Annotated in this window: 17 protein-coding genes; 3 read left to right on the forward strand and 14 right to left on the reverse strand. The window is 70.3% G+C overall.

The annotated features are described in order from the left end of the window. Positions 1-14 precede the first annotated feature (14 nt). On the reverse strand, positions 15-1,145 hold the full coding sequence (gene mnmA, locus GTY56_RS15645) for a tRNA 2-thiouridine(34) synthase MnmA (protein ID WP_161365969.1): 1,131 nt from the start codon (positions 1,143-1,145) through the stop codon (positions 15-17). A 60-nt stretch (positions 1,146-1,205) separates the two neighbouring features. On the opposite strand from mnmA, the gene GTY56_RS15650 reads away from it, so the two are divergent. Further along, positions 1,206-1,871, forward strand: coding sequence for an N-acetylmuramoyl-L-alanine amidase (locus GTY56_RS15650; RefSeq protein ID WP_161365970.1), 666 nt, complete (start codon positions 1,206-1,208; stop codon positions 1,869-1,871). 4 nt (positions 1,872-1,875) lie between these two features. Here the strand turns inward: GTY56_RS15650 and GTY56_RS15655 are convergent, their stop codons facing one another. The 4 genes from GTY56_RS15655 to GTY56_RS39950 form a co-directional block, all read right to left on the reverse strand. Beyond that, positions 1,876-2,250 (reverse strand): DUF1304 family protein, encoded by a 375-nt coding sequence (locus GTY56_RS15655; protein ID WP_161365971.1) that lies wholly within the window; start codon positions 2,248-2,250, stop codon positions 1,876-1,878. A 95-nt stretch (positions 2,251-2,345) separates the two neighbouring features. Beyond that, positions 2,346-3,515 carry a cysteine desulfurase family protein gene (locus tag GTY56_RS15660; protein WP_161365972.1) on the reverse strand — a complete coding sequence of 390 codons (1,170 nt, stop codon included), beginning with the start codon at positions 3,513-3,515 and terminating at the stop codon, positions 2,346-2,348. Positions 3,516-3,656: 141 nt separating this feature from the next. Next, on the reverse strand, positions 3,657-3,923 hold the full coding sequence (locus tag GTY56_RS15665; protein ID WP_161365974.1) for a DUF4190 domain-containing protein: 267 nt from the start codon (positions 3,921-3,923) through the stop codon (positions 3,657-3,659). Between the two features lie 42 nt (positions 3,924-3,965). Then, positions 3,966-4,130 carry a hypothetical protein gene (locus tag GTY56_RS39950; protein WP_202510230.1) on the reverse strand — a complete coding sequence of 55 codons (165 nt, stop codon included), beginning with the start codon at positions 4,128-4,130 and terminating at the stop codon, positions 3,966-3,968. 116 nt (positions 4,131-4,246) lie between these two features. Between GTY56_RS39950 and GTY56_RS15670 the strand changes: the two genes are divergently transcribed. Further along, the gene (locus tag GTY56_RS15670) at positions 4,247-4,885 is read left to right on the forward strand and encodes a TetR family transcriptional regulator (RefSeq protein ID WP_161365976.1); all 639 of its coding nucleotides are present in this window, start codon (positions 4,247-4,249) and stop codon (positions 4,883-4,885) included. A gap of 112 nt (positions 4,886-4,997) precedes the next feature. Here the strand turns inward: GTY56_RS15670 and GTY56_RS15675 are convergent, their stop codons facing one another. Further along, entirely contained in the window at positions 4,998-5,858 is an 861-nt protein-coding gene (locus GTY56_RS15675) for a thioesterase family protein (protein ID WP_161365978.1), read from the reverse strand. A gap of 147 nt (positions 5,859-6,005) precedes the next feature. Between GTY56_RS15675 and GTY56_RS15680 the strand changes: the two genes are divergently transcribed. Then, positions 6,006-7,241: an alpha/beta hydrolase gene (locus tag GTY56_RS15680; RefSeq protein WP_161365979.1), complete on the forward strand. Its 1,236-nt coding sequence runs from the start codon at positions 6,006-6,008 to the stop codon at positions 7,239-7,241. Here GTY56_RS15680 and GTY56_RS15685 read toward each other — a convergent pair. The 8 genes from GTY56_RS15685 to GTY56_RS15720 form a co-directional block, all read right to left on the reverse strand. Continuing rightward, positions 7,132-7,806: a TRIC cation channel family protein gene (locus GTY56_RS15685; RefSeq protein WP_161365980.1), complete on the reverse strand. Its 675-nt coding sequence runs from the start codon at positions 7,804-7,806 to the stop codon at positions 7,132-7,134. The genes GTY56_RS15680 and GTY56_RS15685 overlap by 110 nt on opposite strands. A 64-nt stretch (positions 7,807-7,870) precedes the next feature. Continuing rightward, a complete protein-coding gene (locus GTY56_RS15690; protein ID WP_161365982.1) occupies positions 7,871-9,004 on the reverse strand; it encodes a dipeptide ABC transporter ATP-binding protein in 1,134 nt (377 codons plus the stop codon). Beyond that, positions 9,001-10,083 (reverse strand): oligopeptide/dipeptide ABC transporter ATP-binding protein, encoded by a 1,083-nt coding sequence (locus GTY56_RS15695; protein WP_161365984.1) that lies wholly within the window; start codon positions 10,081-10,083, stop codon positions 9,001-9,003. The genes GTY56_RS15690 and GTY56_RS15695 overlap by 4 nt, the downstream gene beginning before the upstream one ends. Beyond that, the gene (locus tag GTY56_RS15700) at positions 10,080-11,090 is read right to left on the reverse strand and encodes an ABC transporter permease subunit (RefSeq protein ID WP_161365985.1); all 1,011 of its coding nucleotides are present in this window, start codon (positions 11,088-11,090) and stop codon (positions 10,080-10,082) included. Before GTY56_RS15700 ends, GTY56_RS15695 begins: the two co-directional genes overlap by 4 nt. A gap of 91 nt (positions 11,091-11,181) precedes the next feature. After that, complete coding sequence (locus GTY56_RS15705) at positions 11,182-12,948, reverse strand: ABC transporter substrate-binding protein (RefSeq protein WP_202510231.1); 1,767 nt, start codon at positions 12,946-12,948, stop codon at positions 11,182-11,184. 8 nt (positions 12,949-12,956) lie between these two features. Further along, positions 12,957-13,955, reverse strand: coding sequence for an ABC transporter permease (locus GTY56_RS15710; RefSeq protein WP_161365988.1), 999 nt, complete (start codon positions 13,953-13,955; stop codon positions 12,957-12,959). A gap of 343 nt (positions 13,956-14,298) precedes the next feature. Then, positions 14,299-15,099 (reverse strand): enhanced serine sensitivity protein SseB C-terminal domain-containing protein, encoded by an 801-nt coding sequence (locus GTY56_RS15715; protein ID WP_161365989.1) that lies wholly within the window; start codon positions 15,097-15,099, stop codon positions 14,299-14,301. Positions 15,100-15,262: 163 nt separating this feature from the next. Further along, a complete protein-coding gene (locus tag GTY56_RS15720) occupies positions 15,263-16,051 on the reverse strand; it encodes an enhanced serine sensitivity protein SseB (protein ID WP_107459460.1) in 789 nt (262 codons plus the stop codon). Positions 16,052-16,157: the final 106 nt, after the last annotated feature.

Consider the following 16,157-nt stretch of genomic DNA (forward strand, 5'->3'; position numbering starts at 1 on the left):
TCCCCCCGGCGGGATCAGGCCACGCCCGCCGTCGCCCGGGTCGTCGTCGCGATCGTCGCCGAGCCCACCACGCGCGTGCCGTCGTACAGCACGATCGCCTGGCCCGGGGCGACGCCCCGGACGGGCTCGGCGAACGTGACCTCCAGGGAGCCGTCGACGAGTTCGGCGGTCACCTCGGTCTCACCGCCGTGGGCGCGCAGCTGGGCCGTGTAGGTGCCGGGGCCGGTGGGGGCGGCACCGCACCAGCGCGGCTTGATCGCCGTGAGGGCGCTGACGTCCAGGGCGGAGGCCGGGCCGACGGTCACGGTGTTGTCCACGGGCGAGATGTCGAGGACGTAGCGCGGCTTGCCGTCGGGGGCCGGGGTGCCGATGCGCAGGCCCTTGCGCTGGCCGATGGTGAAGCCGTACGCGCCCTCGTGCGTGCCGAGCTTGGCGCCGGACTCGTCGACGATGTCGCCCTCGGAGCGGCCGAGCCGGTTCGCCAAAAAGCCCTGGGTGTCGCCGTCGGCGATGAAGCAGATGTCGTGCGAGTCGGGCTTCTTGGCCACGGCCAGGCCCCGGCGCTCGGCCTCGGCGCGGATCTCGTCCTTGGTGGTGACGGTGTCGCCGAGCGGGAACAGGGCGTGGGCGAGCTGCCGGTCGTCCAGGACGCCGAGGACGTACGACTGGTCCTTGGCCATGTCGGAGGCGCGGTGCAGCTCGCGGGTGCCGTCCTCGCGCACGATCACCTGGGCGTAGTGGCCGGTGCAGACCGCGTCGAAGCCCAGCGCGAGCGCCTTGTCGAGCAGCGCGGCGAACTTGATCTTCTCGTTGCAGCGCAGGCAGGGGTTGGGGGTGCGGCCGGCCTCGTACTCGGCGACGAAGTCCTCGACGACGTCCTCGCGGAAGCGGTCGGCGAGGTCCCACACGTAGAACGGGATGCCGATGACGTCCGCGGCGCGGCGGGCGTCGCGTGAGTCCTCGATGGTGCAGCAGCCCCGTGCACCCGTCCGGAAGGACTGGGGGTTGGCGGAGAGCGCGAGGTGGACGCCGGTCACGTCGTGGCCCGCTTCGGCGGCGCGGGCGGCGGCGACGGCGGAGTCGACACCGCCGGACATGGCGGCCAGGACGCGGAGGGGGCGGGGGCGCTGCGGGGTTTCAGTCATAACCCTTCCAGGGTAAGGGGGCGCGGGAACCAGGACCGCCGGGTATCCGTTGACGATCACATGGGACAGCGGAAGGCTTCGAGGGACGGCGACCGGAAGGTCGGCCGCCGCGCGCTGCTGATCGGTGGCACGGTGGCCGCGGCGGGCTCCGCCGTGCTGGCCCGGGACGAGCTGGCGCGACTGTGGTGGCGCACCCCGGGCGTCGAGAAGCCGCGCGAGGCGGGCGCGGTCGATTACCAGGGCGCGCGCTGGGTGGCGGCGTCGGACGCGAACTGGCGCCGCGCGGACCGCCCCGACGACTTCGGCATAGACATGGTGATCGTGCACGTCACGCAGGGCAGCTTCGACAGCGCGGTGAAGGCCTTCCGGGACCCGGGGCACAAGGCGGCCACGCACTACATCGTCCGCCAGGACGGGCATGTCACGCAGATGATCCGCGAGTTGGACGTGGCCTACCACGCGGGCAACCGCGACTACAACGAACGCAGTGTCGGCATCGAGCACGAGGGCTTCGTGGACCGCCCGCAGGACCTCACGGACGAGATGTACGCGGCCTCGGCCCGTCTCACGGCCCGGATCTGCGCCCGCTACGACATACCCGTCGACCGCGAGCACATCATCGGGCACGTGGAGGTGCCGGGCACGGACCACACGGACCCCGGCCCGCACTGGGACTGGGACAAGTACCTGCGGCTGGTGCGCCGGGCGCGCACGACGCCGGCCTGACGGGTCAGTACAGGGCGGCGACGAGCGCGACGGCCGGTGCCAGCCCCTGGCCCAGGGCACCGCGCCACAGCCGGGGGAACGACAGGGCGAAGACGACGGCGGACACCACGAGGAACCCGCAGAGGTAGAGGACCAGGGCGCGCCCGGCTGCCTCGTCCCCGGTGTGCAGGGCCACCGTGCCGGCGACGAGCCCGAGTCCGAGCAGGATGTTGTAGACGGCCACCCCGGACCGCCACAGCGTCGCCTCGGGTGCGTCCGCCGTCGAGGTGGTGAGGAAGACCCGGATCGCCGGGCGGTCGTAGAAGAAGCGCTCCAGGGCGCCCACCACGAGGTGAATCAGGGCGGCGAGCACGGCGAAGACCTGCGTGACAGCGTTCACGTCCGGAGTGTCCGCCCGGCTCCGGCCCGCGGCAAGGGCACGCGTCGGGGGCCATGCGCCCCTCGTGCGCGCCGGGCGCCCTGTGCGCCCCGGACCTACGTCAGCCCCGCCGCCCGGGCCCGTTCCACCGCCGGGCCGATGGCCTTGGCCAGGGCCTCGACGTCGGCCTCGGTGGAGATGTGGCCGAGGGAGAAGCGCAGGGTGCCGCGGGCCAGGTCGGGATCGGTGCCGGTGGCGAGGAGGACATGGCTGGGCTGGGCGACGCCGGCGGTGCAGGCGGAGCCGGTGGAGCACTCGATGCCCTGGGCGTCGAGGAGGAGCAGCAGGGAGTCGCCCTCGCAGCCGGGGAAGGTGAAGTGCGCGTTGGCGGGGAGGCGCCCGTGCGGGTCGGGGTCGCCGCCGAGGATCGCGTCCGGCACGGCGGAACGGACCGCGCTGACGAGGGAGTCGCGCAGGGCGCCGATCTCGCGGGCGAACCACGCGCGCTGCTCGGCGGCCAGCCGTGCCGCGACGGCGAAGGAGGCGATGGCCGGGACGTCCAGGGTTCCGGAGCGCACATGGCGTTCCTGACCGCCGCCGTGCAGGACCGGTACAGGGGTGTGCTCCCGGCCGAGGATCAGCGCGCCGATGCCGTAGGGGCCGCCGATCTTGTGGCCCGAGACCGTCATCGCGGCGAGGCCCGAGGCGGCGAAGTCGACGGGGATCTGGCCGAAGGCCTGGACGGCGTCCGAGTGCAGTGGCACTCCGAACTCGGCTGCCACGCCGGCGAGTTCACGGGCGGGCAGGATGGTCCCGATCTCGTTGTTCGCCCACATGACGGTGGCGAGGGCCACGTCGTCGGGGTTGCGGGCGATCGCCTCGCGCAGGGCGTCCGGGTGGACCCGGCCGTGGGAGTCGACCGGCAGGTACTCGACGGTGGCGCCCTCGTGTTCGCCGAGCCAGTGCACGGCGTCGAGGACCGCGTGGTGCTCGACGGGGCTGGCGAGGACGCGGGTGCGGGCCGGGTCGGCGTCACGGCGTGACCAGTAGAGGCCCTTGACGGCGAGGTTGTCGGCCTCCGTGCCGCCCGAGGTGAAGACGACCTCGCTGGGGCGGGCGCCGAGGGCTTCGGCGAGGGTCTCGCGGGCCTCCTCGACGGTGCGGCGGGCCTGCCTGCCGGACGCGTGGAGGGAGGACGCGTTGCCGGTGGCACCCAGCTGCGCGGTGAGCGCCTCTGCCGCCTCCGGGAGCATCGGGGTGGTCGCGGCGTGGTCGAGGTAAGCCATGGTGAGCCCGATTCTACGGCGTCCCCTTGGACCGGCCTCAGGGCTGGGCCGGCCGAACGTGAACCGCCGTGGGGCGCTGCGTCGGCCCGTCGTCCCCGGGCCCGGCCGCGGCGTACCGGCTCACGGTGGTCCGACGGCGGCTCAGAAGCTCCACGAGATGGTGCTGTCGAACTCCATGAAGGCGGCGAGGACCAGCAGGTCGGCGACGCCCAGGCCCAGGCCCAGCAGTGCGCGGCCGCGGCGCTCGGTGCCTCGCCACAGGGCGACGCTCGCCAGCACGATGGCGATCGGGCCGAGGAAGAGGTTGAACACGAGCAGGCCGAGCAGGCCGAGGATGAAGGACGCGACGGCCATGCCGTCGGTGTCACGGATGCCGGTGCGACGCGAGGCCGGAGCGGTGAGCTGCATGGTGATCGACTCCCGAAGTCGGTGCGAAGGGGTGGCGGACGGTCAGTGGGCCTGCGTGTGGCGCCGGCGGCCGCGCTCGCGGACCGCGAAGACGCCGAGCCAGACGGCGATGACGGCGCCCACTGCCAGGGAGAAGGTGAGCGGTGCGTGAGCCACGGTGCCCAGGACGACACCCAGCAGCAGGAGCGCGGCGACGATGAACAGCATGGGAAACAGCCCCCAGAGTTCCGGTGAACGGTTGTGGTTACAGTTGTTCACTGACTTCCCAGTCTAGCGCCTCTCATGACTTTTCAATTCCAGAGAACAGTTGTTAACTGCATGGTATGAGTCACACCCTCGGCATCCGACAGGCCCAGAAACAGAAGACCCGTCAGGCACTCCTGGACGCGGCCCTGGCGCTGCTGGAGGAGCAGAGCCTGAGCAGCCTGGGACTGCGGGAGGTCACCCGCGCCGTCGGCGTCGCCCCGACCGCCTTCTACCGCCACTTCCGTTCCACGGCGGATCTGGGCGTGGCCCTGGTCGAGGAGGCGCTGGGCAGCCTGCACCCGATGATCCGGACAACGGTGTCCACGACGGGCGACCCCGAGGAACGCGTCGCGCGCGCCATCGGCCTGATCGCCCGTCATGTCGACGGGTACCCCGCCCATGTCCGGTTCATCGCCCGTGAACGACATGGCGGAGTCCAGCCGGTCCGGGAGGCGATACGGGACCAACTGGCCCGCTTCGCCCGGGAGGTCAAGGCCGAACTGGCGAAGGACCCGGTGTCGCGCGGCTGGAGCGAGGACGACCTGCTGATGCTCGCGCACCTCTACGTCGACCAGATGCTGAGCACGGCGTCACTGCTCCTGGAGGCCCTGGAGGGACCGGAGGAGCAGCGCGCGGACCGGACCCGGCACGCCACACAGCTGGCGACCCGCCAGATGCGGCTGATCGGCCTCGGCCGGCTGCACTGGCTGGACTGACCTCGCGCGCGACACACCCACGCGCGCACCCGCACAACACACAGGGACGGCACGCCCGTTCACCGGACGCGCCGCCCCTGCGACGCGGAAAGACCTGTCAGCGAGGCACAGTTCAGCCCAGCCGGACCCGCGCCAGCTGCCGGGACTGGGCGACCAGCCGGTCCGCGCTGTCCCACACCTCGGCGTCCTCCTCCAGGAAGCCGCCGGCCAGGTTGCGTGTGGTGATCGCCACCCGCAGCGGACCCGGCGCCGGACGGCAGCGCACGTGCACGGTCAGCTCGACGGTCGGCACCCAGCCCTTGAGCCCGAGCTCGAAGGCGGTCGGGGGCAGGGCGTCGACCGCGAGCAGCAGGGAGAGCGGGTCGGAGTCGCGCCCGTCCTTCAGGCCGAACCAGGCCCGCATCTCGCCCTTGCCGGACGGCTGCCCGAGGGCCCAGCCGAGGGTGGCGGGGTCCAGCTTGAGCATCAGGCGCTCGGTGATCGCCGAGCTGCCGTCCACGGGGGCGGGTCCGTCCTCGGGGCCGAAGCAGTGCTCCATCGGCGGGATCGCGGGGGGCCGGGCCGCCGTACGGACGTCGTCGGGCAGGGTGTCCAGGTCGCCGTAGGAAGCCAGCACGCGGATGCGTTCCACCTCGCGGCCCTCGTCGTCGTACTGGAAGAGGGAGGCCTGGCCGGTCGACAGGGTGCGGCCGGCGCGGACGACGTCCGTGCGGACGACGGCCGGGCCGGGCTGCGAGGCGGTCAGGTAGTGCGCCGAGATCGTGAAGGGGTCGGCGTGCGGCAGGGCGTCCGCGAGGGCGCGGCCCAGGACCGCCAGCAGGTAGCCGCCGTTGACGGCGCTGATGATCGTCCAGCCGGCGGAGAGGTCGATGTCGTAGACGCCGGGCGCGCGACGGGTGAGCGCGGTGTCGCGGTCGAACTCGCTGTCGCCGATCATGGCCCGGGCGGCCGGGGCGGTGGCTGCTTCTGACATGGCTGAACAGTACAAGATGGTGCTACTAAGCGGTAGCTTTGCTCTTCGGGCAGGGGCGGGTCACGCCTTGGTGAGACACGGGCAATTTCTCGGTAAGTGTCCGATACATCCGTAAACCCCGGGACCGGTCCCGGCCTCTGTTGGGACATGAGCCTCACCGGGACACCCTTTCTCTGCACGCTGGTCGTGTTGTCCGCCGTCGCCCTCGTCGGTCCGCTGATCCTCTGGTCGCGCATCCGCGGGCCCAGGGCCCTGCGCACCGCGGCCCGCGCGCTGATGCTGCTGTTCGCACAGGGGACGGCCGTGGCCCTTGTCTTTGCGCTCGTCAACAACGCCAACGACCTGTACGACAACTGGGCCGACCTGCTCGGCACCGGCGACCACGTGCAGCAGGCTGCCGACCTCGGCGCCGATGGCACCGGCGGCATCGCGCTCACGAAGCTGCCCAAGGTACGGCAGAGCTTCAGGCCGACCACCGGCCCCGGGATGAGCGCGGCCGGCGGGGTGCGGGTGACCCAGCTCCGGGGCCGGGTGTCGGGGGTGAACGCGGAGGTCTACGTCTGGCTGCCGCCCCAGTACCGCGAACCGGCCTACCGGAACTACCGGTTCCCGGTCGTGGAGCTGCTGCCCGGCTACCCCGGCTCGGCGAAGGCGTGGTTCGGCTCGCTGCACGCGCACGAGCAGCTGGAGCCGCTGATGCGCGACGGCCGGGTGGCCCCGTTCATCCTGGTCGCGCCCCGCACCAACCTGCTGGCCGGGGTCGACACGGGCTGCGCCGACATCCCGGGCACGGTGGACGCCGACACCTGGCTCAGCGTCGACGTGCCGAAGATGGTCATGGACAACTTCCGCGCCCAGTCCGCCCCGCGGGGCTGGGCCGTCGCCGGCTACTCGGCCGGGGCGCACTGCGCGGCCCGGCTCGCCATCGCCCACCCCGACCGCTACCGGGCGGCCGTGAGCCTGTCCGGCTACGACGACCCGATCGGCGAACGTGACTCGCTCACCGCGCAGAGCCCCGCCCTGCGCACGGAGAACAACCCGTACCTGATGCTGCGCAGGTCGCCCGTCCCGCCGCGCGTCGCGCTGTACCTCTCCGGCCAGCCGCACGACGGCTACGAGGCCGCCGTGGCCCTGGAGCAGGCCGCGAAGGCCCCGACGACCGTGCACGTGGTGTACATCCCGAAGAGCGCGGGCGGTCACAACATGGCGCTGTGGCGGCCGCAGGTGGTCCCGGTGTTCCGCTGGCTGACCCAGCAGATGGCCGCCCGGCCCGTCACGGCAGGACGGGCTGCTCCTCCTCGCTCACCGTCGAGCGCCGGTGCCATGCCCGCGGAGCTCGCCAGTGGTACCGCATCGCGAGCAGGCGCAGCACGAAGGCCGTGATCACCGCGAGAGAGCTGGTGAGCGGGTTCAGGGCGTCGTACTGAATGCACAGGGCGACCAGGGCGGAGCCGACGATGGCCGGGACGGCGTACAGGTCGCGGTCCCAGCGCAGCAGCGAGGGGACCTCGTTGGCGAGCACGTCCCGCAGCACGCCGCCGCCCACGGCGGTGGTCAGTCCCAGACCGGCGGAGGCGGTCAGGCCGAGCCCGTACTCGTACGCCTTGATCGTGCCGGCGACGCAGAACAGGCCGAGGCCGGCCGCGTCGAAGACGTTCACGGCGACCTGGATGCGCTCCACCTGGGGGTGCAGGAAGAAGACGAGGAGGGTGGCGAGCAGCGGGGTGAGGAAGTACCCCAGGTCCGTGAAGGCGGCGGGCGGTACGGCTCCGATGACCAGGTCCCGGAAGAGCCCGCCGCCCAGCGCGGTGACCTCGGCGAGGACGGCCATGCCGAACACGTCGAAGTTCTTGCGCACGGCCAGCAGGGCGCCGGAGATCGCGAAGACGAAGATGCCGATCAGGTCGAGCGTGTGCTGGACGGACGGGCTGAAGAGTTGCTGGAGCACACGGGCATTTTCCCCCACGAGTGAGCCCCCGCCCTGATGTGCGAGGGCGGGGGCTCGTGGTGGGTCACTTCTCCACGGGGGTGGCGCCGTTGCCGGCCGCCTCCTTGGCCGAGGACAGCAGCTTGGTGTCCTGCGGCTGCTGGTCCTCGAAGTTCTCCGGGTGGTGACAGGCGACCTGCTGCCCGGCCCGCAGCTCCTTGAGCGGCGGCTCGGTCGTCTTGCAGATCTCCGTCGCCTTCCAGCACCGGGTGTGGAAGCGGCAGCCGCTCGGCGGGGCGATCGGTGAGGGCACGTCGCCCTTGAGCAGGATGCGCTCGCTCTTGACGCCCCGGCGCTTGGGGTCCGGGATCGGCACGGCCGACAGCAGCGCCTTGGAGTACGGGTGCATGGGCGACTTGTACAGCTTGTCGCGGTCGGCCAGCTCGACGATCTTCCCGAGGTACATCACCGCGATCCGGTCGGAGACGTGCCGGACCACCGACAGGTCGTGCGCGATGATGACGTACGTCAGGCCCAGTTCCTCCTGGAGGTCGTCCAGCAGGTTCACCACCTGCGCCTGGATCGACACGTCCAGCGCGGAGACCGGCTCGTCCGCCACGACCAGCTTCGGGTTGAGCGCGAGCGCGCGGGCGATGCCGATGCGCTGGCGCTGGCCGCCGGAGAACTCGTGCGGGTAGCGGTTGTAGTGCTCGGGGTTGAGACCGACCACCGACAGCAGCCGCTGGACCTCCTTCTTCACGCCGCCCTCGGGGTCGACGCCCTGGAGCCGGAAGGGGGCGCCGACGATCGTGCCGATGGTGTGGCGGGGGTTCAGCGAGGAGTAGGGGTCCTGGAAGATCATCTGCACGTCGCGGCGCATCGGGCGCAGCTCGCCGGTCTTCAGGTGCGTGATGTCCTGGCCCTCGAACTCGACCCGTCCGCCGGTCGGTTCGAGCAGGCGGGTGATCAGCCGGCCCATGGTGGACTTGCCGCAGCCCGACTCACCGACGACGCCGAGCGTCTCGCCCTTGCGGACCTCGAAGTCGATGCCGTCGACGGCACGGACCGCGCCGGTCTGCCGCTGGAGCAGGCCCTTGCGGATCGGGAAGTGCTTCTGAAGGCCGGTCACCTTCAGCAGCACCTCGCCGTCGGCGGTGGTGCCCTGGGTGAGGGTGCTCCCGCTCGTGTCCGGTGTGCTCACCGTTTTGTCGTCGCTCACAGCTTCGGCGCAATCTCTTCGGTCCAGATACGCTCCCGCTGCTCCTGCGACATGTGGCAGGCGGCCCAGTGCGAGCCGCCGACCTCGGTCAGCTCGGGGCGGACCGTGCGGGTGACGTTGTCCTTCGGGATGTCCGCGTACGGGCAGCGCGGGTGGAAGGCGCAGCCGGACGGGAGGTTGATGAGGGAGGGCGGCGCACCCTTGATCGGGATGAGCCGGTCGGTCTCCTCCCGGTCCAGACGCGGCATCGAGCCGAGCAGGCCCCAGGTGTAGGGGTGGCGGGGCTCGGAGAACACGTCCTCGGCGGGTCCGCGCTCCACGCACCGGCCGCCGTACATGACCAGCAGGTCGTCGGCCATCTCGGCGACCACGCCCAGGTCATGGGTGATCATGATGACCGCGGAGCCGAACTCCTTCTGCAGATCCCGGATCAGGTCGAGGATCTGCGCCTGCACGGTGACGTCCAGGGCGGTGGTCGGCTCGTCCGCGATGAGCAGCTCGGGGTTGTTCACCAGCGACATGGCGATCATGGCGCGCTGGCGCATACCGCCGGAGAACTCGTGCGGGTAGCCGTCGACGCGCTTGGCGGGCTCGGGGATGCCGACGCGGTCGAGCATCTCGATCGCCCGCTGCTTGGCCGCCTTCTTGCTGACGTCGTGGTGGACGCGGTACGCCTCGACGATCTGGTGCCCCACCGAGTAGTAGGGGTGCATCGCCGACAGCGGGTCCTGGAAGATCATGGCCATCTTCCGGCCGCGCAGCCGCCGTACGTCGTCGGGGTTGGCCGTGATCAGCTCCTGGCCGTCCAGCCAGACCTCGCCGGAGACCTTGGCCCGGGCCGAGCGGTGCAGGCCCATCACGCCGAGCGAGGTCACCGACTTGCCGGAGCCGGACTCGCCCACGATGCCCAGGGTCTTGCCCTTGCGCACGTCGAAGCTGACGCCGTCGACGGACTTGACCAGACCGTCGTCGGTGTCGAAGTGGATGCGCAGATCACGGACGGACAGGAACACGTCGTCCGGAACGGACGGGGCGGTGGAGTCCGGTTCGCCGAGCGCGGCTTTGTCGAGCTTGCTCACGAGTACCTCACCCGGGGGTCGATGGCGGCGTACACCAGGTCGACGATCAGATTGCAGAAGACGATGAAGAACGCGGCGACCATGGTCACGCCCATGATGATGGGCAGGTCGTTCGTCTGGATGGACTGGATGGCGTAGGCGCCGATGCCCTGGAGCGAGAAGACGGTCTCCGTGAGCACCGCGGAGCCGATGAGGATGCCGAAGTCCATGCCGAAGATCGTCACGATCGGGGTGAGCGCGGAGCGCAGGCCGTGCTTGGCCACGACCGTGGTCTCCTTCAGGCCCTTGGCCCTGGCCGTTCTGATGTAGTCCTCGCTCATCGTCTCCAGCATGCCCGCCCGGGTGAGCCGGGCGTAGAGCGCGGAGAAGAGGAAGGCGAGGCTGACCCAGGGCAGCACCAGGTGCCAGGCCCATTCGGCGGGGTTCTCGGTGAACGGGACGTAGTCGACGCTGTCCCAGATGGGAATCTCGTAGACGAAGAGCGCGAGCAGGATCTGGCCGGTGAAGAAGATCGGGAGCGAAACGCCGGCGAGGGCGATGAACATGGCGACGCGGTCGATCGGCTTGCCCTTGCGCAGCGCCGAGACGACGCCGGTCATGACACCGAAGACCACCCAGATCACCGCGGCACCGACGGCCAGCGACAAGGAGACGGGAATCCGCTCCAGCAGCTGGGGCCACACCTCGACGTGGTTCTTGAAGGAGTACCCGAAGCAGGGTGCGCTGCAGTGCGTCGCGTCGGGACCGAACCGGTAGTCCGCGCCCGCCACGATGCCCTTGATGAAGTTCCAGTACTGCTCGTAGACGGGCAGATCCAGCCCCAGGTTCTGCTTGATCGCGGCGACGGACTCGGGGTTCGCGTCCTTGCCGACGTACTGGGTGGCCAACTGGTCGGCCGTCTGGCCCCCGAGACGGGGCACCAGGAAGAAGATGGCGAATGTGACTGCGCTGACCACCAGCAGCAACAGCACGGCGCCCATGACGCGTCGGAGGATGTACGCAGCCACAGCTGTACGGCCCCGGGTGGCCGCGGCGGGGTCGTCCGCCGCGGCCACCCGGTGCCTTCACCTGCCTTTCGAAAGGATCCGGCCTGCTGAATTACTTCGAGGAGCTCATCAGCAGGTAGTCGTACATGCCGAGGTAGGCCTGCGTGACCGTGACGTTCGTCGCGGACGTCGGCCGGAGCAGCAGGTTCTTGCGGTAGATCAGCGGGACGACCGAGGCGTTGTCGAGCACCATCTTGTCGATTTCACCCCAGGCCTTGGTGCGGGCGGCGTCGTCGGTGTTGGCGATCGCGTCCGTCAGGGCCTTGTTGATCTTCGGGTCGTCCAGCTCCATCAGGTTGTTGCCGCCGGAGGGCTTGATGGCGGCACCGTTGACGATCTGGTCGAGGAAGCCGTAGCCGGTCGGCCAGTCGGCGCCCCACGCCATCGAGAGCATGCCGAGCTTGTTGTCGTGGACGTAGCTCGGGACACCGGCGAAGTTGGAGAAGTACTTGCCGGAGGGGAACTGCTTGATCTCGACGTTGATGCCGATCTTCTTCAGCGACGCCTGGGTGGCGGTCGCCGCGGCGATCTCGGCGGGGCGGTCGGAGCGGGCGGTCAGGATCGTGTTGAAGCCGTTCGGCTTGCCGCACGCCTTCAGCGCCGCCTTGGCCTTGGCCACGTCACCCTTGTGACCCTCGGTCGCGTAGGTGTCGAACTTGGTGTAGCCGTTCACCGACGGGGGCAGCAGCGTGGTCGCCACGTCGCCCTTCGGAGAACCGCCCATGGCGTCGAGCACCGACTGCTTGTCGAGGCCCCACTGCACGGCCTTGCGGCAGTCGGCGTTGTCGAACGGCTTCACGTTCACGTTGAGCGCGATGTACTGCGTCGCGCCCGCGTAGGAGCTGTCGGTCTGGTCGGCGAGCTTGCCGCGCAGCACCCTCGGCTGGGTCTGCGGCTGCACACCCGTGCCGGCCGCGTCAGCCGTGATCTTGTCGGAGATCAGGTTGTTGTCGACCGTGACCGGGTTGACCTTGAACTTGATCGTGATCTTGTCCGGCAGGGCCTTGCGGACCGGGTCCGTCTTGGCGTCCCACTGCGGGTTGCGCACGAGGGTGGCGCCGCGGCCCTCCTCGTAGGACTGGAACTGGTACGGGCCGGAGGACTGGATGGCCTGGACGTACTTCGCACCGGTGTCCTTCGCCTTCGGCACGGGGGCCGTCTGCGAGAACGTCGCCAGGTAGTCGAAGTCGGCGAACGGCTGCTTCAGCTTGAAGACGATCGTCCGGTCGTCCGGCGTCTCGATGGACTTGATGCCCTCGGCGGACTTGTCCTTGTAGGGGCCCTTGTACTTGTCGCCGCCCTCAAGGTACGCCTTGAAGTAGGTCGGGCCGTTGGACAGCGCCTCGGGCGCGAAGTTGGAACGCTCGATGGCGTACTTCACGTCCTTGGACGTCACCGGGGTGCCGTCCTGGAACTTCACACCCGCACGCAGCTTGTACGTCCAGGTCTTGGCGTCCGGGCTGGACTTGCCGAGCCCCTCGGCGAGGTCCGGCACGACCTCCAGGCCTTCCTTGCCCGCCGCCGGCTTGAACGTGGTGAGCGTCCGGCCGTAGAGGCGGGAGAAGTTCTGGACCCAGCCGTAGTACGTGTTGCCGGGGTCGAGGGAGTCCGGCACGTCCGAGTGCTCGTACGTGACCGTCCCTCCCTTCTTGTCCGACGCGTTGACGATCGAGTTCAGCGCGGCGTCCTTCTTGCCGTTGCCTCCCCCGTCGTTGTCGTCGCCTCCGCCGCCGCACGCGGCAGCACCCAGCGACAGTGCCAGGACCGACGCAACGCCGGCGGTCACCCTTCTCGTCTTCACCTGAGGAAGCCCCCTCATTCGATGGATCACTTGCTGCGAGGGTCGAGGGCGTCACGCAGCCCGTCACCCAGCAGGTTGAAGGCCAGGACGGTGATGAAGATCGCCAGTCCGGGCACGAACATGTACTGCGGATCAGCCGTGTAGAGATCCACAGCGTTGCTGAGCATGCCGCCCCAGGAGGCCTGTGGCGGAGCGATACCGACGCCGAGGAAGCTCAGCGCGGCCTCGAACAGGATGTTCGTCGGGATGATCAGCGTCGCGTAGACGAGGATCGGTGCGACGAGGTTCGGGAGGAGCTCCCGGAACAGGACGTACGGGCCGCGCGCCCCGAGGCTCGTGGCGGCCTCGATGAACTCCCGCTTGCGCAGGGTCATCGTCTGGGCGCGCACGATGCGGCCGATGTACGGCCAGCTGAAGAAGCCGATCACGAAGATCAGCACGCAGATGCGCAGCGGCAGGCCTTCGAGGCCGAAGAACCCGTCCTGCACGGCGGCGGAGATCGAGATGGCGAACAGCAGCAGGGGGAAGGCCAGGAAGGTGTCCATCAGCCTGCTGATGACGCTGTCGATCCAGCCGCCGTAGTAACCGGCGACGACACCGAGCACGGTGCCGATGCACACGGACAGCAGCGTGGCGCCGCCCGCGACCAGCAGGGAGACCCAGGAGCCGTCGATGATGCGGGCGAGCATGTCCCGGCCGTACTGAGGGTCCACGCCGAGCGGGTGGTCCCAACTCATCCCGCCCCAGCCGCCCTTGGGGGCGAGCAGCGCGGGGTCGATGAGGTCCTGGTTGAACTTGTTGGGATCGAGGTTGAAGATCCACTGGATCGGCTTGGAGAACACCGCCATCAGCGTGAGCAGGATGACGACGACGCCTCCCGCCATCGCCACCTTGTCCCGCTTGAAGCGCATCCAGGCGATCTGGGTGAGCGAGCGCCCTTCGATCTGGCTCTTCTTGACCCCGGAGAGCACGGCCTCGGGCTGTGCTCCGGCTTCCGCCCCGGTGGTCTCGATCGGTGCGGTCACGGTGCGATTGACCCCTCTCGGGCCGGCGATCGCCGAGCCCCTGGCTGCCGCTGTAGCGGTTTGTTTGTCTCGTACACGAGACCGACCCGGCCTGTGTCTTGCCGGGAGTCTTCAACGCTTTGGCGATCAGTTGCCAGACTTGGCGGTGAAAGGATGCGTAAACGTGATGCTGTCTGGGGGGTTCCGTTATCCGGACAGCGGGTAACACGGGTCGGACGCGCGAGGACAAGGGCATTTTAGGACATAAGCAATCAAGCTGCCCTGATCTACGCGCGGAGAGCTGAGTGGTCGTCGCGTTCGGGGAGGGGTGCGGGAGGGGCCGCGGAGGGCTGCTTCCGGACGGTCAGTACCTGCCTTGGGCCGGTGGGTAGCCGTACCCGGAGGCAGGTGCCTGGACGGGTGCGGTGGCGTGGGCCTCGCGGTCGTAGAAGGGTCGAGCGGTGGCGCGCAACCACATGGCGACCGGGTCGTGTTCGTCGGACATGGCGACCGTCGACACGGGGAGCCCGTCCGGCACGGCGCCGAGGGACTGCTGCATCATCGCGCGCACGGAGTCCACGGCCGGCGGCGAGGTGTCGTACACGTCCAGTCCGATGGCGAGGTACGGCGCCCCGAGGGCGGGCTGCACCCAGGCGCGGCGCAGCGAGCGGACGGCCGGGGTGCGGTGGGCGTTCTGCGCGAGCAGGGCGTAGAACTGCGGGATCTCGATGGCGGGTTCGGACAGCCGCAGGGGGCCGGCGGGCTGGCGGTCCAGGCCGGTGGCGATCCGGCGCAGGTCCAGCCAGGGGATGCCGACGCCGCCACCGGGGGCGTGCGGGTTGAGCCAGAGGCCGTAGTGGTCGGGGTAGAGCGCACGGGCGACGTCGACGCCGTCGATCACCTCGTAGGAGCGGTTCCAGCCGCTGGCGGAGAGCTCCTGGGCGGAGGTCACGCAGGGGGCGTAGCCGAAGCCGTCGACGTCCATGTTTCCGTACTGGGCGTCCGGGGAGCCGGCCTGGCCCTGCCACAGCAGCATCCAGATCTGGCCGGTGTGCGGGGTCGCGAGCGCGCGCAGGAGAGCCTCGTAGGCGTCGTAACGCCCGGGCGTGACCTGGCGCAGCATGTGCTCGACCTGTCCGGCCGCGGCCGTGCCGCTCGCGCTCACCTTTACCGCCCCTTCGTACAACGCCTCGACGGTGCCCTAGCTTAAGCCCGCAGGGGTGCCCCGGGGGTTATGCCGTCGGGCGGGTGCGGGTCGTGTGTGGTTGATCGCGTTCACGCGGCGGAGCCGCATGACGATACAGTCTCGCGCCGCTGAGTGGGCTGCCCTACCGCTGGTAGAAGGGCCGGACCCGGTCCCGCATCCACGCGCCCACCGGGTCCTCCGCCACGTCCAGGAGGACGAGGTTGACCGGCCAGGGGGCCGGGACGGCGCTGACGGCGCGGGTGAGGGCATCCAGGGGGAGGGCGCGCAGGTCGCCTTCCCACTGGGAGAGTTCGACGCCGACGAACATCACGGGGTCTGCGGTCTCGATGGCCGCGAGGCAGCGGCGGGCCGTGACGACGACACCGGTCGCCTCGAACTCCGCGGAGGCGGCGGCGAGGAAGTCCACCGGATCCTCCTGCCAGTCCGGCTCGAAGAGGCGGACCCGGCCGCCGCTCGCCGGGCCGTCCAGCGGGGTCCGGCCCGCCCGGCACAGCTCGGCCACCGCGGGCGGCGGGAGCGGGATGCCGACCACGCCGCCCGGGTTGACGGCGATGCCCGCGTGCGGGGGCAGGCCGCGGGCGAACTCCACGGCGGGCGCGATGGTGTACGACATGTGGGAGCCGACGACCTGGCGGAACTGCTCCTCGGAGCTGAACACCGGCACGAAGGCCTGGCCGTCGATCTCGATGCCGGGCAGGTCGAGGGGGCCGCTGTGCGGGCCGCCGCCGCTGGGCAGCGGAATCCACACGAAGCTCCGGCCGAGCACCTCGACGATCCGCCCGCCGGCCGCCGGGCCGGCGCCGAGGGAGGCCGAGAGCACCTCCTCCAGCTCGTTGCCGGGCCAACCGCCGTGCGGGTGGGTCTGCGTCTGCGCCGGGAAGTCCGCGGAGAAGCCCGCCGGGATGTCCATCTGCCTACCGCCTGCCTGGAACCACTGCTGTGGCTCAAAGGCTAACGGCTGCGGGAGGCGGGGAGGCAGGGCTGTGGAGGAGGGGACGGGATGAGATGGGACGGGA

It is taken from the genome of Streptomyces sp. SID5643, assembly GCF_009872555.1.
Lineage (GTDB): Bacteria > Actinomycetota > Actinomycetes > Streptomycetales > Streptomycetaceae > Streptomyces > Streptomyces iakyrus.